15 protein-coding genes and 1 pseudogene are annotated in these 14,407 nt (G+C 62.1%); 7 read left to right on the forward strand and 9 right to left on the reverse strand.

Features of this window, described 5'->3' with window-relative positions:
* Positions 1-71 precede the first annotated feature (71 nt).
* The gene (locus HBR93_RS06125; protein WP_262377254.1) at positions 72-227 is read right to left on the reverse strand and encodes a hypothetical protein; all 156 of its coding nucleotides are present in this window, start codon (positions 225-227) and stop codon (positions 72-74) included.
* A gap of 66 nt (positions 228-293) precedes the next feature.
* Positions 294-1,145: a LysR substrate-binding domain-containing protein gene (locus tag HBR93_RS06130; protein WP_115129341.1), complete on the reverse strand. Its 852-nt coding sequence runs from the start codon at positions 1,143-1,145 to the stop codon at positions 294-296.
* Between the two features lie 154 nt (positions 1,146-1,299).
* On the opposite strand from HBR93_RS06130, the gene HBR93_RS06135 reads away from it, so the two are divergent.
* The 4 genes and pseudogenes from HBR93_RS06135 to HBR93_RS06150 form a co-directional block, all read left to right on the forward strand.
* Positions 1,300-1,914 carry an ankyrin repeat domain-containing protein gene (locus HBR93_RS06135; protein ID WP_232544877.1) on the forward strand — a complete coding sequence of 205 codons (615 nt, stop codon included), beginning with the start codon at positions 1,300-1,302 and terminating at the stop codon, positions 1,912-1,914.
* A complete protein-coding gene (locus HBR93_RS06140; protein WP_169959989.1) occupies positions 1,911-2,378 on the forward strand; it encodes a nucleoside deaminase in 468 nt (155 codons plus the stop codon). Before HBR93_RS06135 ends, HBR93_RS06140 begins: the two co-directional genes overlap by 4 nt.
* On the forward strand, positions 2,365-3,537 hold the full coding sequence (locus HBR93_RS06145) for a CynX/NimT family MFS transporter (RefSeq protein WP_115127135.1): 1,173 nt from the start codon (positions 2,365-2,367) through the stop codon (positions 3,535-3,537). Before HBR93_RS06140 ends, HBR93_RS06145 begins: the two co-directional genes overlap by 14 nt.
* 20 nt (positions 3,538-3,557) lie before the next feature.
* Positions 3,558-3,725: pseudogene (locus HBR93_RS06150) on the forward strand (arylsulfatase); the annotation flags it as partial.
* 134 nt (positions 3,726-3,859) lie between these two features.
* Here the strand turns inward: HBR93_RS06150 and HBR93_RS06155 are convergent.
* On the reverse strand, positions 3,860-4,546 hold the full coding sequence (locus HBR93_RS06155; RefSeq protein WP_169959990.1) for a Crp/Fnr family transcriptional regulator: 687 nt from the start codon (positions 4,544-4,546) through the stop codon (positions 3,860-3,862).
* Positions 4,547-4,629: 83 nt separating this feature from the next.
* Between HBR93_RS06155 and HBR93_RS06160 the strand changes: the two genes are divergently transcribed.
* Entirely contained in the window at positions 4,630-5,154 is a 525-nt protein-coding gene (locus HBR93_RS06160) for an Mpo1-like protein (protein ID WP_057957972.1), read from the forward strand.
* A 126-nt stretch (positions 5,155-5,280) separates the two neighbouring features.
* Here HBR93_RS06160 and HBR93_RS06165 read toward each other — a convergent pair whose 3' ends face one another.
* The 6 genes from HBR93_RS06165 to dibA form a co-directional block, all read right to left on the reverse strand.
* On the reverse strand, positions 5,281-6,261 hold the full coding sequence (locus HBR93_RS06165) for a sulfate ABC transporter ATP-binding protein (protein ID WP_057436996.1): 981 nt from the start codon (positions 6,259-6,261) through the stop codon (positions 5,281-5,283).
* 3 nt (positions 6,262-6,264) lie between these two features.
* Positions 6,265-7,137: a sulfate ABC transporter permease subunit CysW gene (cysW, locus tag HBR93_RS06170; protein WP_029299486.1), complete on the reverse strand. Its 873-nt coding sequence runs from the start codon at positions 7,135-7,137 to the stop codon at positions 6,265-6,267.
* 13 nt (positions 7,138-7,150) lie between these two features.
* The gene (gene cysT / locus HBR93_RS06175; protein WP_057436992.1) at positions 7,151-7,969 is read right to left on the reverse strand and encodes a sulfate ABC transporter permease subunit CysT; all 819 of its coding nucleotides are present in this window, start codon (positions 7,967-7,969) and stop codon (positions 7,151-7,153) included.
* A gap of 167 nt (positions 7,970-8,136) precedes the next feature.
* On the reverse strand, positions 8,137-9,147 hold the full coding sequence (locus tag HBR93_RS06180) for a sulfate ABC transporter substrate-binding protein (protein WP_057436990.1): 1,011 nt from the start codon (positions 9,145-9,147) through the stop codon (positions 8,137-8,139).
* Positions 9,148-9,222: 75 nt separating this feature from the next.
* Positions 9,223-9,405 (reverse strand): sulfur starvation response protein OscA, encoded by a 183-nt coding sequence (oscA, locus tag HBR93_RS06185; protein ID WP_057436988.1) that lies wholly within the window; start codon positions 9,403-9,405, stop codon positions 9,223-9,225.
* Between the two features lie 289 nt (positions 9,406-9,694).
* Complete coding sequence (gene dibA, locus HBR93_RS06190; RefSeq protein WP_057436986.1) at positions 9,695-11,605, reverse strand: phosphodiesterase DibA; 1,911 nt, start codon at positions 11,603-11,605, stop codon at positions 9,695-9,697.
* A gap of 165 nt (positions 11,606-11,770) precedes the next feature.
* Here dibA and desA point away from each other — a divergent pair, with 165 nt between their 5' ends.
* On the forward strand, positions 11,771-12,955 hold the full coding sequence (gene desA / locus HBR93_RS06195) for a delta-9 fatty acid desaturase DesA (RefSeq protein WP_057436984.1): 1,185 nt from the start codon (positions 11,771-11,773) through the stop codon (positions 12,953-12,955).
* A gap of 208 nt (positions 12,956-13,163) precedes the next feature.
* On the forward strand, positions 13,164-14,168 hold the full coding sequence (locus tag HBR93_RS06200; RefSeq protein ID WP_057436982.1) for a sensor domain-containing diguanylate cyclase: 1,005 nt from the start codon (positions 13,164-13,166) through the stop codon (positions 14,166-14,168).
* The last annotated feature ends 239 nt before the right edge of the window (positions 14,169-14,407 follow it).

Raw genomic sequence — 14,407 nt, forward strand, 5'->3', positions numbered from 1 at the left:
ATATTCGTTAAGGAATAAGAAGCTATTTATTAATAACCAAAAACACAGTCACTTCAATAAAGCCGGGGTCTTCAGGTACGCGGCGTTGGCCGAAGACCCGGCGCCGGCAGGGAAAAACCGAGGCTCATCGGTGGAACTTCCGGCGGCACAATCGGCAGTACCGGCACCGGTTTCTGGCTGACCCAGTAGATCACCGCGCCATGCAGCGCCAGCGTCAACAGGCCCACTAAAATGCCTTCACGGCGACTTCAGGATGCTTTACGCGCCTGCAAAATATTCCTCAAAGGCATGCCTCAGCGCGGGTTGGCCTCGCATAAATCCCACAATTGCCCCTGCAGGCTCTGCCCCGCCGCCCCCATCCCATTGCGCCCATACAACGCCAGCCGCACGCCCTGCACCGCGGGCAAACCACTGTCGGCGCCGAGCACCACATGCCCGGCCTGCACCACTCGCTCAGGCAGCAGGCTGATGCCCAACCCCGCCGCCACCGCCGAACACACACCGGCCAGGCTCGCGCTGGAATAGCCAATGCGCCAGCGCCAGCCACCGACCTCCAGATGCTGGAGCATTTCATTGCGGTACAGACCGCCCACCGGGAACGCCACCAAGGGCAATGGGTCGCGGCCCAGGGCCGGCATGTGGCGACTGTCGACCCAGCACAACGGCTCCGGCCAGGAAGCCAGGCAGTCGTCGCTGTCGCCCATCTGCTTGACCAGCAACACATCGAACTCACCGCCGCGATACTGGCGCAGCAGCGCCGGCCCCAGGCCGCTGGTGACCTCCAGGCGCACCCGTGGATAGGCCACGACAAACGCCGAGAGCAACGGCATCAGGCGCTCGGCGGCGAAGTCTTCGGGCACGCCCAGGCGCAGCACGCCGTCGCTCTGCTGGTTGATCAGCACATCGGCGGCTTCTTCGTTGAGTGCCAGGATGCGCCGTGCATAGGCCAGCAAACGCTCGCCCTCGACCGTCGCCACCACCCGGCGCTGATCGCGGTCGAGCAAGCGGCAGCCGACACTGTCTTCCAGGCGGCGCAATTGCTGGCTGACCGTGGATTGGGTGAGGTGCAGGCGTTCGGCGGCGCGGGTGAAATTCGCACAATCGACAACGGCGACAAAACTGCGCAACAGCACGGGGTCGAACATGGGCACCACCATCTCATTTGCCACTGGTTGGCATGGTTATATTTAATTTCAGAATACCCCAGGCGGTGGCCATACTTCGCGTTCATTGCACTGAAGCGAGGTTCCCATGGCATGGCCCATTCCTTTCAAAACCGCCGTGCTGGCGCTGGGGTTGATGGTGGCGAGTAGCGCCATGGCGGCCGATAAAGATCTGCTCGACGCCGTGCGCGGCGGGCAGTTGGCACAGGTCGAACAGTTGCTGGCCAAGGGCGTTGACCTTGATGTCCGCGCCATGGATGGCAGCACCCCGCTGTTGCTGGCCACCCAGGCCAATCGCATCGACATCGCCCGCGCCCTGATCGAAGCCGGGGCCGACGTGAACCGCAAGAACCTGATGCAAGACAGCCCCTACCTGCTGGCCGGTGCCAGCGGCCACGATCAGATCTTGGCCATGACCCTGGCCCATGGCGCCGATCTCAAGAGCACCAATCGCTACGGTGGCACCGCCCTCATTCCTGCCTGTGAGCGCGGGCACGTGCAAACCGTGCGCCTGCTGATCGACGCTGGAGTCGACGTCAACCACGTAAACCGCCTGGGCTGGACCGGCCTGATGGAAGCCATCGTGCTCTCGGACGGCGGGCCGCCGCATCAGCAAATCGTCGCCATGCTGATCGCTGCCGGCGCCGACGTGAACCTGCCCGACCGCGACGGCGTCAGCCCACTGCAACAGGCGCAAAAACGTGGTCAGGTCGCCATCGCCCAACGCCTGCAAGCAGCCGGTGCGCAATGAGTTCACAGAGCGATCAAGCCTGGCTGCAGCGCGCCGTGGCCCTGGCGCAGGACAACGTGGCCCAGGGTGGACGGCCGTTTGGCGCCGTCCTGGTCAAGGACGGTGCAGTGCTGGTGGAAGCGGTCAACCAAATCCACCTCGACCAGGACCCCACCGCCCATGCCGAGATGCTCGCCATGCGCCGCGCCAGCCAACAACTCGGTACGCGCCTTGAAGGCTGTGTGATCTACGCCAGCGGCCAGCCGTGCTCGATGTGCCTGGGCGCGATGTACCTGTGCGGCGTGTCCCGCGTGGTGTTTGCCGCGAGCAATGAAATGGCGGCACCTTTTGGCCTGTCGACCGCAGCGATTTACCAACAGATGAGCCTGCCATTGACCGCCCAGCAACTGCCCGTCGAGCACCTGCCTGTGCCGGCCATGCAAGCCCTTTACCGCCAATGGAAGACCCTGCATGACCCTGAATAAATCCCTCGCCGGCTGGGGCCTGCTGGTCGTGCTGGGCCTCAACCTGCGGCCGATCCTCAGCTCTATCAGCCCGTTGCTCGGGGAAATCCGCCTGGCCACCGGCTTGAGTTTCCAGAGCAGTGCCCTGCTCACCAGCCTGCCGGTGGTGTGCATGGGTTTGGTGGCGCTGGTGGGCATCCGCGTCGAAGCGCAGTTGGGCGAGCGGCGCGGGATTGCCCTGGGCTTGATGATGATCCTGCTGGCGTGCCTGGCGCGCTGGCTGCTGGGTCAGGCACCGGCGCTGCTGGCCACGGCCTTGCTGGGCGGGGCCGGGGTGGCGCTGATCCAGGCGCTGGTGCCGGCGATGATCAAGCGCCAGTTCCACCACCGGGTGCCGCTGGCGATGGGGGTGTATTCGGCCTCGTTGATGGGGGGCGGTGGCTTGGCGGCGCTGCTCAGCCCGCTGGTGGCCAGCCATTTCCAGCACTGGCAGGCCGGCCTCGGCATCTGGCTGCTGCCGGCGCTCGGCGCGTTGCTGCTGTGGGCATGGCTGCCGTTGGGCGCGGCGAAAAACCTGCAGGCGACGGCGCCGCTCAAGGGCCTGCGCAATCGCCGTGCCTGGTTGCTGGCGCTGTATTTCGGCCTGGTGAATTGCGGGTACATGAGCATGGTGGCGTGGCTGCCGGCGTACTACCAGCAACTGGGTTGGGGCGTGCTGCCCAGCGGCTCGCTGCTGGCGTTCATGACGATTTTCCAGGTGATCGCCGCGCTGTTGATGCCGGCGCTGGCGCAACGCGGTATCGACCGCAGGCCCTTGCTGACCATCAGCCTGCTGGCCCAGACAGTGGGCTACCTCGGCCTGCTGCTGGCGCCGCTGCAATACCCGCACCTGTGGGTGGCGCTGATCGGCTTCGGCCTGGGGGCGTGCTTTGCCCTGAGCCTGCTGTTGACCCTGGACCATCGCCGCGACCCACGGGAAGCCGGGCAACTGGCGGCATTCGTGCAGGGCGTGGGTTTTCTGATCAATGCCGTGTCGCCGTGGATGACCGGCTGGCTGCGCGAACTCACCGGCAGTTTTGTCAGCGCCTGGGTGGTGCTGGCCGTGACGGTGATCGCGATGCTGGTGGTGACCCGGGTCTTCAGCCCGGCCACCTACCGCAGCGCCACCGTCCCTGGCTAGAAGTCGTAGCGCGCCAGGTGCACGATGAACACACCGTCACCGGTTGGGAGCTGTTCGGGCGCCGGGCGATTCGCCAGGGGCAGTGGAAGGCGGTGTACATCCCCGGGCCCGTGGGGCCGGCGACCTGGCAGTTGTATGACTTGGGCAGGGATCCTGGGGAGATCCATGATCTGGCGTCGAGCCAGCCGGACTGAGGTTATTTAGTGCCTGGGAGGGCCCTTTCGCGAGCAAGCCCGCGCCCACATTTGACCGAGTACATTCTTTGGAATGTGGTCGGATGTGGGAGCGGGCTTGCTCGCGAAAGGACCGCTACAGGCACCGCCTACCCCTGCGCCATCTCCCGCAACCGCTGGGCATCGAGTATCTCAATCTCCCCATACCCCAACCGCACAACGCCCTGCTCTTGCAACGCCTTGAGCAGCGTATTGGTGGTCTGGCGCGACACACCCAACATCGCCGCCAAATCCTCCTGCGCCAATTGCACCACACGCCGCGAGCCGTCGATCTCGCCATAACCCTCGGCAATCATCCACAACCGATGGGCCACCCGCACCGACGCGGGCGCAAGGCTCAACTGCTCGATATTGATAAAGGTCAGCCGCAACTTCTGGCTCATCAGCAAGGCCATGTCCCGCCAATAGGCCGGGCTGTGCGCAAGCAAGTGCAGGATCGCCGACTGCGGGACCTGCAACAGCGTGCAAGGCCCGACCGCACAAGCGTCGTGGGTGCGTGGCAGGCCGTCGAACACGGCGATTTCGCCAAACCAGAAAGGCGCTTGCGCCAGGCTCAACAACGCTTCCTTGCCCTGCTCGTTCACCGCGCTGATGCGCAGGCTGCCATCGAGCACCGCATACAAGCCGCACGGTGGGTCGCCGCGCTTGAACAGCACCTGCCCCGCCGCCAGTTGCCGCACGCGGGCGTTGGCCAGCAAGCTATGCTGCAAGGGAGCAGGCAGATGGCGGTACCAGTGGCCGCTGGACAGGCGCCCATGCCAAGACTCTGCGTCCATGAGAACTCCAAAGATTGTCGCCCAGTTGACAGTTTGTCGCAGTCCTACAGGGCATGATCAAGCATCCTACAGGAGGAATAACAATGAAAAGCCTCGTCGACCATCTGAGCCAATACGCCGCCTACCACCGCGACCCCCGCAACATCGCCAGCCACTTTATCGGCATCCCCATGATCGTGGTGGCCGTCGCCGTGCTGCTGTCACGCCCCGAATGGCAAGTGGCCGGCCTGTGGCTGTCACCGGCGGTGCTGCTGGCACTGTTTTCTGCGGGGTTCTACCTGCGCCTGGAACTGGCGCTGGGGGTGTTGATGAGCGTGCTGATGGGCCTGTCGGTGTGGGCCGGGCATGTGCTGGCGGCGCAAAGCACGCTGGTGTGGCTCAGCAGTGGTATCGGCCTGTTTGTGCTGGGCTGGGTGATCCAGTTTGTCGGCCACTACTACGAGGGGCGCAAGCCTGCGTTCGTCGATGACGTGTCCGGGCTGATCGTGGGGCCGTTGTTTGTGGTGGCGGAGCTGGCGTTTCTGCTGGGGTTACGCCATGAGCTCAAGCGGCAGATTGAAGAGCGGGCGGGGCCGGTGCGCGCGCGTCACAAGAACGCCACGGTCTGAGAAGCACCGGTAATCTAAATGTGGGAGCGGGCTTGCTCGCGAAAGCGGTGGTTCAGTCGGTACATCCAGTGACTGACACTGCGCGTTCGCGAGCAAGCCCGCTCCCACAGATTTTTTGCAATTTTTTTAAGCCTTTTGCCAGACCTTGGGCTTGAAGAACAACGTCTCGCCCCGCGCCAGCCCGGTCAGGCTGTCGTGATCCTTCACCACTTCCGCTTCGATCAGTTCGCTCTGGCCTTCGACCTTCAGCGTGACCCGCGTGGTGGCGCCCAGCGGGCGGATGTCGCGCACTTGCGCGGCATGGTGGTCTTCCAGTTCATGGCGTGACAACGACACTTCGTGGGGGCGGAACAGCAGGTGCTGGTCTTCACCCAGGTGCAGGCGGTTGGAGTCGCCGAGGAAGTGATAGACGAAATCGCTGGCCGGGTTTTCGTAGACGTCACCCGGTGAGCCGATCTGCTCGATCACGCCTTTGTTCATCACCACGATGCGGTCGGCGACTTCCATAGCTTCTTCCTGGTCGTGGGTCACGAACACCGAGGTCAGGTTGATGTCCTCGTGCAGGCGTGCCAGCCAGCGGCGCAGTTCCTTGCGGACCTTGGCGTCCAGGGCGCCGAAAGGCTCGTCGAGCAGCAGTACCTTGGGCTCCACCGCCAGGGCACGGGCCAGGGCGATCCGCTGGCGCTGGCCGCCGGAGAGTTGTTCCGGGTAGCGATCCGACAGCCAGTCCAGTTGCACCATGTTCAGCAGTTCGTGGACCTTGGCGGCGATCTGGGTTTCGTTCGGGCGCTGGTTCTTCGGCTTCATGCGCAGGCCGAAGGCGACGTTGTCGAAAACGGTCATGTGGCGGAACAGCGCGTAGTGCTGGAACACAAAGCCGACGTTGCGATCACGCACATCGTGGCCGGACACGTCTTCACCGTGGAACACGATGCTGCCGGCATCCGGGGTTTCCAGGCCGGCAATGATGCGCAGCAAGGTGGTCTTGCCGCAGCCGGAGGGGCCAAGCAAAGCCACCAGCTCGCCACTCTGGATATCCAGGTTGATGCTGTCCAGGGCCTTGAAGGCGTTGAAGTTCTTGCTGACGTTACGGACTTCGATCGACATGACTTATTCCTCAGCCGCACCGGCGCGCAGGCGGTTAATACGGTTCTCGCTCCACTGCTTGAGCAGCAGGATGAAGAGCGCCAGGATCAGCAACAGACTCGCCACCGCAAACGCGGCGACGTGGTTGTATTCGTTGTAGAGAATCTCGACGTGCAGCGGCAGGGTGTTGGTCACGCCGCGAATGTGCCCGGACACCACCGACACCGCGCCAAACTCACCCATCGCCCGCGCGGTACACAGCACCACGCCGTAGATCAGGCCCCACTTGATGTTGGGCACGGTGACATGCCAGAACATCTGCCAGCCATTGGCGCCCAGCAGGCGTGCGGCTTCTTCTTCCTGGGTGCCCTGCTCCTGCATCAGCGGGATCAGTTCACGGGCCACGAACGGCACGGTGACGAAGATCGTCGCCAGCACGATGCCCGGCAAGGCGAAGACGATCTGGATATCGTGATCCTGCAGCCACGGGCCGAAGAACCCCTGGGCACCGAACATCAGCACATAGACCAGACCGGCGATGACCGGCGAGACCGAGAACGGCAGGTCGATCAGGGTCACCAGCATGCTTTTGCCACGGAATGAGTACTTGCTCACGCACCAGGCCGCACTGACGCCGAATACCAGGTTGAGCGGCACCGAAATCAGCACCGCAATCACCGTCAGCTTCAAGGCCGACAGCGCGTCGGGCTCGAAGATCGCGGCAAAGAACGCGCCCAGGCCGAGCTTGAGGCCCTGGGACACCACGATAAACAGCGGCAACAGCAAAAACAGGGCGAAGATCAGCCAGCCAAGGCCGATCAGGATGCGTCGCGACACCGCACTGCCACGGCGGGCAGCGTTGGCCGAAGACGCGGCGGAAATAGACGATTGGGACATGTTCCGCGCCTCCTTATGGGTGTTCGATGCGCCGCTGCAACAAGTTGATCAGCAGCAGCAGGACAAAGGAAACCACCAGCATCAGCACGCCGATGGAGGTAGCGCCGGTGTAGTCGTATTGGTCGAGCTTGACCATGATCAGCAGCGGCAGGATCTCGGTTTTCATCGGCATGTTACCGGCGATGAAAATCACCGAACCGTACTCACCCACACCTCGGGCGAACGCCAGGGCGAACCCGGTCAGCCAGGCCGGCAGCAGCGCCGGCACGAGGATGTAGCGAAACACCTGCCAGGGCTTGGCGCCCAGGCAGGCGGCGGCTTCTTCGATTTCCCGGGGGATATCGGCCAGCACCGGCTGCACCGTGCGCACCACGAAAGGCAGCGTGACGAAGGTCAGGGCCAGGGTGATGCCCAGCGGGGTGTAGGCGATCTTGAAGCCCATGTCGGTGGCGAACTGGCCGACCAGGCCGGACGGCGCGTACAGCGCAGTCAGCGCAATACCGGCCACGGCGGTGGGCAGGGCAAACGGCAGGTCGATCATCGCGTCGATGATCTTGCGCCCAGGGAAGGTGTAGCGCACCAGCACCCACGCCAGCAGCGTACCGATCACGCCGTTGATCAGCGCGGCATACAGGGCGGTACTGAAGCTCAACTTCAAGGCTGCCCAGACCCGCGGCGCCGAGATGATGGCCCAGAACTGATCCCAGGTGAGTTGGGCGGCGTGGACGAACATGGCCGCCAGCGGTATGAGCACAATCAGGCTGAGGTACACCAAGGTGTAGCCCAGCGTCAGCCCGAAGCCGGGTATGACGGGGGAGATACGACGCGACATAAAAGTCCTTGGTTAACAGTTCAATACCACTGCAGGAACGAACTCATGTGGGAGCGGGCTTACTCGCGAAAGCGGTGTGCCAGTCAACGCATTTAGTGACTGACATACCGCTTTCGCGAGCAAGCCCGCTCCCACACAAGCCGCATTCCACAGGGAGGCCGTGTTGGTTATTGGGCAGTGTAGATCTGGTCGAACACGCCACCGTCGTTGAAGAATTTCGGTTGGGCAGTTTTCCAGCCGCCGAAGTCTTTGTCGATAGTCACCAGCTCCAGTTTCGGGAACTGCTGGGCGTACTTAGCGGCCACATCCTTGTCACGCGGGCGGTAGAAGTTCTTCGCCGCGATTTCCTGGCCAGCCGGGCTGTACAGGTGGTTGAGGTACGCCGTGGCGATTTCGGTGTTGCCCTTTTTCTCGGCGTTCTTGTCGACCACGGCCACGGGCGGCTCGGCGAGGATCGACAGGGACGGCACGATGATGTCGAACTTGTCAGCGCCGCCATCTTCCTTGAGGGCCAGGAACGCTTCGTTTTCCCAGGCCAGCAACACGTCACCCTGACCGTTGTTGACGAAGGTGATGGTCGAACCACGCGCACCGGTGTCGAGGATCGGCACGTGCTTGAACAGCGCTTTCACGTATTCCTGGGCCTTGGCTTCGCTGCCACCGGCCTTGAGGCCATAGGCCCAGGCGGCGAGGAAGTTCCAGCGGGCGCCGCCGGAGGTTTTCGGGTTCGGCGTGATCACCGAGACGTCGTTCTTGATCAAGTCGCCCCAGTCCTTGATGCCCTTGGGGTTGCCCTTGCGCACCAGGAACACGATGGTCGAGGTGTATGGTGTGCTGGCTTCGGGCAGGCGGGTCTGCCAGTTCTCTGGCAGGGTCTTGCCCAGCTTGGCGATTTCGTCGATGTCGCCGGCCAGGGCCAGGGTCACCACGTCGGCACGCAGGCCGTCGATCACCGCCCGGCCCTGCTTGCCCGAACCACCGTGGGATTGCTGGATCTTGACGTTGTCGCCAGGGTGCGCCTTTTTCCAGAAACTGGTGAATTCGGCGTTGTACTCCTGGTACAGCTCACGGGTCGGATCGTAGGAAACGTTAAGCAGCTCGTAATCCTTGGCCACTGCGGAACCGGCAAACACGGCGCTGGCCAGGGCGGCCAGGGCGTAACGGCGAATCGACGACATAGACAAGCTCCTGAAATTCTTGGGTGTTGGCTTTTCTTATAAGTACGGGTCCTGCAATCGAAGCGCCGTCTTGGCTCAGCTCGTTTTGTTGCCCGGGCTCTGCAAGCGGAATTTCTCTTTACGTTCGATCTGCACCACTTGGGCGTTGTGTACGGTGATTTCCACTGCGCCGAAACGCAGGTCACGCAATGCGCTTTGGATCTCGCGCAAAATGGCTGCTTCGTCCTGGCCGTCAACGCTGCGTAGAGATGCGCTCATGGTCGTGCTCCTGAAATGAGAAGTGCCTGGCAGTGGCGGCACTGCTTGCGGCGTGAGGGCGATAGTAGATAAGCGCGGATATTCTTAAAAATACTATTTAAGAATGTTTATATAACCAGAAAGAATTTTCAGGCAGGACACGACGTTAAGGCGTGCGCAGATAAAAATGTGGGAGCAGGCTTGCCCGCGATAGCGGTGTATCAGTACCAGATTTACTGGCTGACACTCCGTCATCGCGGGCAAGCCCGCTCCCACATTTTTTATTGCATTCCAACCCCGGGGGGTGGGGTTAGTGGATGGCGGGGGCTAGGGCCCAATCAATCTCTGCCGCCAGCATCGGCCGGCCAAACCAGTAGCCCTGGCCCAGGTCGCATTGGTGATTCAACAGGAACCGCGCCTGTTCCATCTGCTCGATACCCTCGGCTTGCACCTGCATACCCATGCTCTGCGCCAGGGCGATGACTACCCGCACAATCGCCGCATCGTCTTCATCCCACGGCAGGCCGGCGACGAAGCCCTGGTCGATTTTCAGCTTCTGCACCGGCAACCGCTTGAGGCGCAGCAGTGACGAATAGCCAGTGCCGAAGTCGTCGATAGCCAGGCTCAGGCCCAGTTCGCGCAGGCGGTGCAGTTGTTCCAGGGCCACTTCCGGGTCGTCCATCACTGCGCTTTCGGTGACTTCCAGTTCCAGCTTCGCCGGGTCCAGGCCGGTGTCGTGCAGCACCTTGGCCACCTGCTCGAACAATTCGTGGCGGGCAAACAGGCGGCTGGAGATATTGACCGCCATAAAGGACAGGTTCTTGCCGTCTGCCAGCCACTGGCACATCTGGCGACAGGCCTGCTCCATGACCCAGCCGTCAATCTCGGCGATCAACCCGGTGCGTTCGGCAATCGGGATAAATTCTGCCGGTGACACCAGGCCGCGCAGCGGGTGCTGCCAGCGCACCAGGGCTTCCACACCAATCATCCGGCTGGTTTGCAGGTCGTGGACCGGCTGGTAGTAGACCCGCAGCTCTTGCTGATCGAGGGCGCGACGCAGCTCATTGCCGATCTCGATCCGGTGCTGGGCGTGGGCGGTCAGTTCCTCGGTGTACAGGGCGTAGCCTTCGCGCCCGGAACTCTTGGCCTTGAACAACGCGGAGTCGGCGTTGCGCAGCAGCTGTTCGGCACTCAGGGCATCGCTGGGGAACAGGCTGATGCCGATACTCACGCTGACAAACAGCTGGTGGCCGTTGAACACGAACGGCTGCTTCATGCTGTCAATGATGCGCTGGGCCAGGGCGGCCGCCTGGACCACCTGTGGACAACTTTCCGCCAGCACCGCGAACTCATCGCCGCCCAGGCGCGCCAAAGTCACGCCGGGACCGAACAAGCCCTGCAGGCGCTCGCCCACGGCCTTGAGCAACTGGTCGCCTACATTGTGACCCAGGCTGTCGTTGATGATCTTGAAGTGGTCCAGATCCAGCATCAACAGCGCACAGCCACGCTTGTGAATCTGCGCCGAGGCCAGCGCCTGCTCGGCGCGGTCGGTGAACAACAGGCGGTTGGGCAGGTCGGTCAACGGGTCGTGGTGGGCCAGGTGCGCCAGTTCGTGCTCGGAATGCTTGATGGCGCTGATGTCGGAAAACACCGCCACGTAATGGCTGACCTGGCCCTGGTCATCGTGGATGACACGGATGGTTTGCCACTGTGGATAAATTTCCCCGCTTTTACGGCGGTTCCAGATCTCGCCGCTCCACTCGCCCTCTTGGTTGAGGGCGCGAAACATCTGCTCATAAAAATCCGGCGAATGGCGCCCGGACTTGAACAGGCTCGGTTGGTGGCCCATCACGTCTTCCACCTGGTAACCGGTGATTTCAATAAACGCGCGGTTGACGTGGACTATCTGCCCGCGGGCGTCGGTGACCAGCACCCCTTCGCGGGTGCAATCGAACACCGCCGCCGCCTGGCGCAGGCGCTCGCGATTTTCCGTCAAGGGTTGCTGGATGCGATGGTTGCGGGCGCTACGGGCGCACAACAGGAAAATAAACAGGGCGCTGAGGGTCACCCACAGGTAGCCGCGCAGCATCTGCCAGTGAATCATTTCCTTGGGTTCATCGATAAAATTGTTAAATACCTGCTGACTGAGCTGTATCCACAAGACCGAAAGCAACAAGTACACCAGCCCTGCACGTAGGGCACCTCGGTATGAAAGCAGCATATGACTAGTAATCCTTACTAAAAAACAGAATCGCCCTACAGAGGCTGCGGATTATAGGACAAGTAACATCTCGTCACTCCTATCTGAAAGGGTGACTGGTTTTATCTGTAGGCTAAGTGATAATGCGTCAGTTGTTCTTATCTTTATCTGAGGGCCATACAGCCTATGTGGTACAACGGTTTTCTTGACTTGTCAGCCTGGCAACTGGTGGCAGTCACTCTGTTGATGACCCACGTGACCATTATCGGTGTCACGGTCTATCTACACCGCTATTCAGCCCACCGCTCCCTGGAGCTCAATGCTGGCCTGAAACACTTCTTCCGCTTCTGGCTGTGGCTGACCACGGCGCAGAATACCCGCGAATGGACCGCTATCCACCGCAAACACCACGCCAAGTGCGAAACCGTCGACGATCCCCACAGCCCGGTGATCAAGGGCCTGTCCACGGTCCTGCGCAAAGGTGCCGAGCTGTACCGCGCCGAGGCGGAAAACCCCGAGACCCTGCGCATCTACGGCAAGAACTGCCCGGACGACTGGATCGAACGCAAGCTCTATACCCGCTATCCGCTGCTGGGCGTGGCCCTCATGGGCGTTATCGACGTGCTGCTGTTCGGCACCATCGGCATCACCATCTGGGCGATCCAGATGATGTGGATCCCGTTCTGGGCCGCCGGCGTGATCAACGGCCTGGGGCATGCCATCGGTTATCGCAACTTCGAATGCCGCGACGCGGCGACCAACCTGGTGCCGTGGGGCATCATCGTCGGTGGCGAAGAGCTGCATAACAATCATCACACCTACCCCAACTCCGCCAAACTGTCGGTGAAGAAGTGGGAATTCGACCTGGGCTGGGCCTGGATCCAAGTGTTCAGCTTCCTGCGCCTGGCCAAGGTGCAGCGCGTGGCGCCGATTGCCCATCGAGTGGAAGGCAAGGGCCACCTGGACATGGACACCGCCATGGCGATCCTCAACAACCGCTTCCAGATCATGGCCCAGTACCGCAAGTTGGTGATTGCGCCGCTGGTCAAGCAGGAGCTGGAGAAGGTCGATCATTCGGTACGCCACCAGTTCCACCGGGCCAAGCGCCTGCTGTCACGGGAAACCAGTCTGCTGGATGAGCGCCACCATGTGCGCATCCAGAGCATGCTGGAGCACAGCCAGGCCTTGAAGGTGATCTACGAAAAGCGCCTGGCGCTGCAACAGATCTGGCTCAAGACCAGCAGCAACGGGCATGACATGCTCGCGGCCATCAAGGAGTGGGTGCACGAGGCCGAGGCCAGCGGGATCCAATCCCTGCGCGACTTTGCCCACCAGTTGAAAACCTATTCGTTGCGCCCCGCAAACGCCTAGGTGTTGCAGGAGCCGGGAGGACGCCCAGTCCTTACCGGCTCCACAGTTTTTTGGCGCCATTTCACAGTCACCGAACATTCCGTCTCAATCGCGACTGATAACGGAACTTAGCTGCAATTCCCCTCTCTCAAACAACACTTCGCCATCCTGGCGGGCCTTGTTTTGACTGCTGTTCAATGCTGCGGCATGTCCAGAGAGAATTGTGCCGATGGTCCACGAAACGGACTCCCCGATCCCCACCACACCTGACTCAACGGATACGTCACGGCCGGCTGCCGCTACCTTGCTGGCGTTGATGCATGCCCAGGGCGAAGTGGAGCGTCTGAGCCAGCGTGAACAGCTGTTGAGCTCGCTGCTGGTCAGTGTGAACGCCGTGCTCTGGGCCATCGAGTGGGAGACCCGCCGCGTGCTGTACGTAAGCCCGGCCTATGAGCGCATCTTCGGGCGCTCGGCCAGCCTACTGTTGGCCGAGCACCGTGGCTGGCGCGACAGCATCCACCCTGAAGACCAGCATTACGCCGAGCACAGCCTGGCCCAGGTGCTGGAGCTGGGGGCGGTCGAGAATCGCCAGTACCGCATCATCACCGCAGACGGGCAGATCCGCTGGCTCAGCGACAAGTGCTTTACCAACCAACAGGCCACCCCAGGGAAACCGTTGATTGTGGTGGGCATCGCTGAGGACATCACCGAAAAAAAGCACCTGGAACTCGAGCTGCAGCGCCTGGCCACCACCGACGTGCTAACCCGCAGCAGCAACCGTCGCCATTTCTTCGAGTGCGCCCATCACGAATTCGAACGTGCCTGCACCCAAGGCCTGCCCCTGGCCTTCCTGTTGCTGGATATAGATAACTTCAAGGCCATCAACGACACCTACGGCCACCTGGAGGGCGATCAGGTGTTATTGCGTATCGCCGAGAGCGGCCGCGGGGTATTGCGCCGTGGCGACCTGTTCGGGCGCATTGGCGGCGAGGAATTTGCTGCGGTGCTGCCGGGGTGCGAACCGGAAAGGGCCATGCAGGTCGCCGAACGCCTGGGGCAGGAAGTGCGCCAACTGGAATTCAGCCATGACGGCCGGCCCTATGGCGTGACCGTCAGCCAGGGCCTGGCCAGCCTCACCGGCGCAGATGCAACCCTGGACAGCCTGTTCGCCCGGGCTGATGCGGCCATGTATGAAGCCAAGCGCCAGGGCAAGAACCGGGTGATTGTCGGCTGAATGCCTGCCCTTTCACGGCCCTAAAAAATAGCGCCTGGACCACCGCCATCGCGGGCAAGCCCGCTCCCACAGGGGATCTCGACCAGACTGGGAATTCTGGATACCCCACAAACCCCATGTGGGATCTCGACCAGGCTGGGAATTCTGGATACCCCACAAACCCCATGTGGGAGCTCGACCAGGCTGGGAGTTCTGGATACTCCACAAACCCCATGTGGGAGCTCGACCAGGCTGGGAAT

This window comes from Pseudomonas sp. WS 5411 (genome assembly GCF_012985595.1).
Classification (GTDB): Bacteria; Pseudomonadota; Gammaproteobacteria; order Pseudomonadales; family Pseudomonadaceae; genus Aquipseudomonas; species Aquipseudomonas shahriarae.

Coding starts and splice junctions, on each gene's coding strand:
- HBR93_RS06180 (WP_057436990.1), bottom strand. CDS start 9,147: ATGTCGTCGATTCGCCGTTACGCCCTGGCCGCCCTGGCCAGCGCCGTG.
- HBR93_RS06140 (WP_169959989.1), top strand. CDS start 1,911: ATGAGTTCACAGAGCGATCAAGCCTGGCTGCAGCGCGCCGTGGCCCTG.
- desA (WP_057436984.1), top strand. CDS start 11,771: ATGTGGTACAACGGTTTTCTTGACTTGTCAGCCTGGCAACTGGTGGCA.
- dibA (WP_057436986.1), bottom strand. CDS start 11,605: ATGCTGCTTTCATACCGAGGTGCCCTACGTGCAGGGCTGGTGTACTTG.
- cysT (WP_057436992.1), bottom strand. CDS start 7,969: ATGTCGCGTCGTATCTCCCCCGTCATACCCGGCTTCGGGCTGACGCTG.
- HBR93_RS06165 (WP_057436996.1), bottom strand. CDS start 6,261: ATGTCGATCGAAGTCCGTAACGTCAGCAAGAACTTCAACGCCTTCAAG.
- oscA (WP_057436988.1), bottom strand. CDS start 9,405: ATGAGCGCATCTCTACGCAGCGTTGACGGCCAGGACGAAGCAGCCATT.
- HBR93_RS06135 (WP_232544877.1), top strand. CDS start 1,300: ATGGTGGCGAGTAGCGCCATGGCGGCCGATAAAGATCTGCTCGACGCC.
- HBR93_RS06155 (WP_169959990.1), bottom strand. CDS start 4,546: ATGGACGCAGAGTCTTGGCATGGGCGCCTGTCCAGCGGCCACTGGTAC.
- cysW (WP_029299486.1), bottom strand. CDS start 7,137: ATGTCCCAATCGTCTATTTCCGCCGCGTCTTCGGCCAACGCTGCCCGC.
- HBR93_RS06160 (WP_057957972.1), top strand. CDS start 4,630: ATGAAAAGCCTCGTCGACCATCTGAGCCAATACGCCGCCTACCACCGC.
- HBR93_RS06130 (WP_115129341.1), bottom strand. CDS start 1,145: ATGTTCGACCCCGTGCTGTTGCGCAGTTTTGTCGCCGTTGTCGATTGT.
- HBR93_RS06200 (WP_057436982.1), top strand. CDS start 13,164: ATGGTCCACGAAACGGACTCCCCGATCCCCACCACACCTGACTCAACG.
- HBR93_RS06145 (WP_115127135.1), top strand. CDS start 2,365: ATGACCCTGAATAAATCCCTCGCCGGCTGGGGCCTGCTGGTCGTGCTG.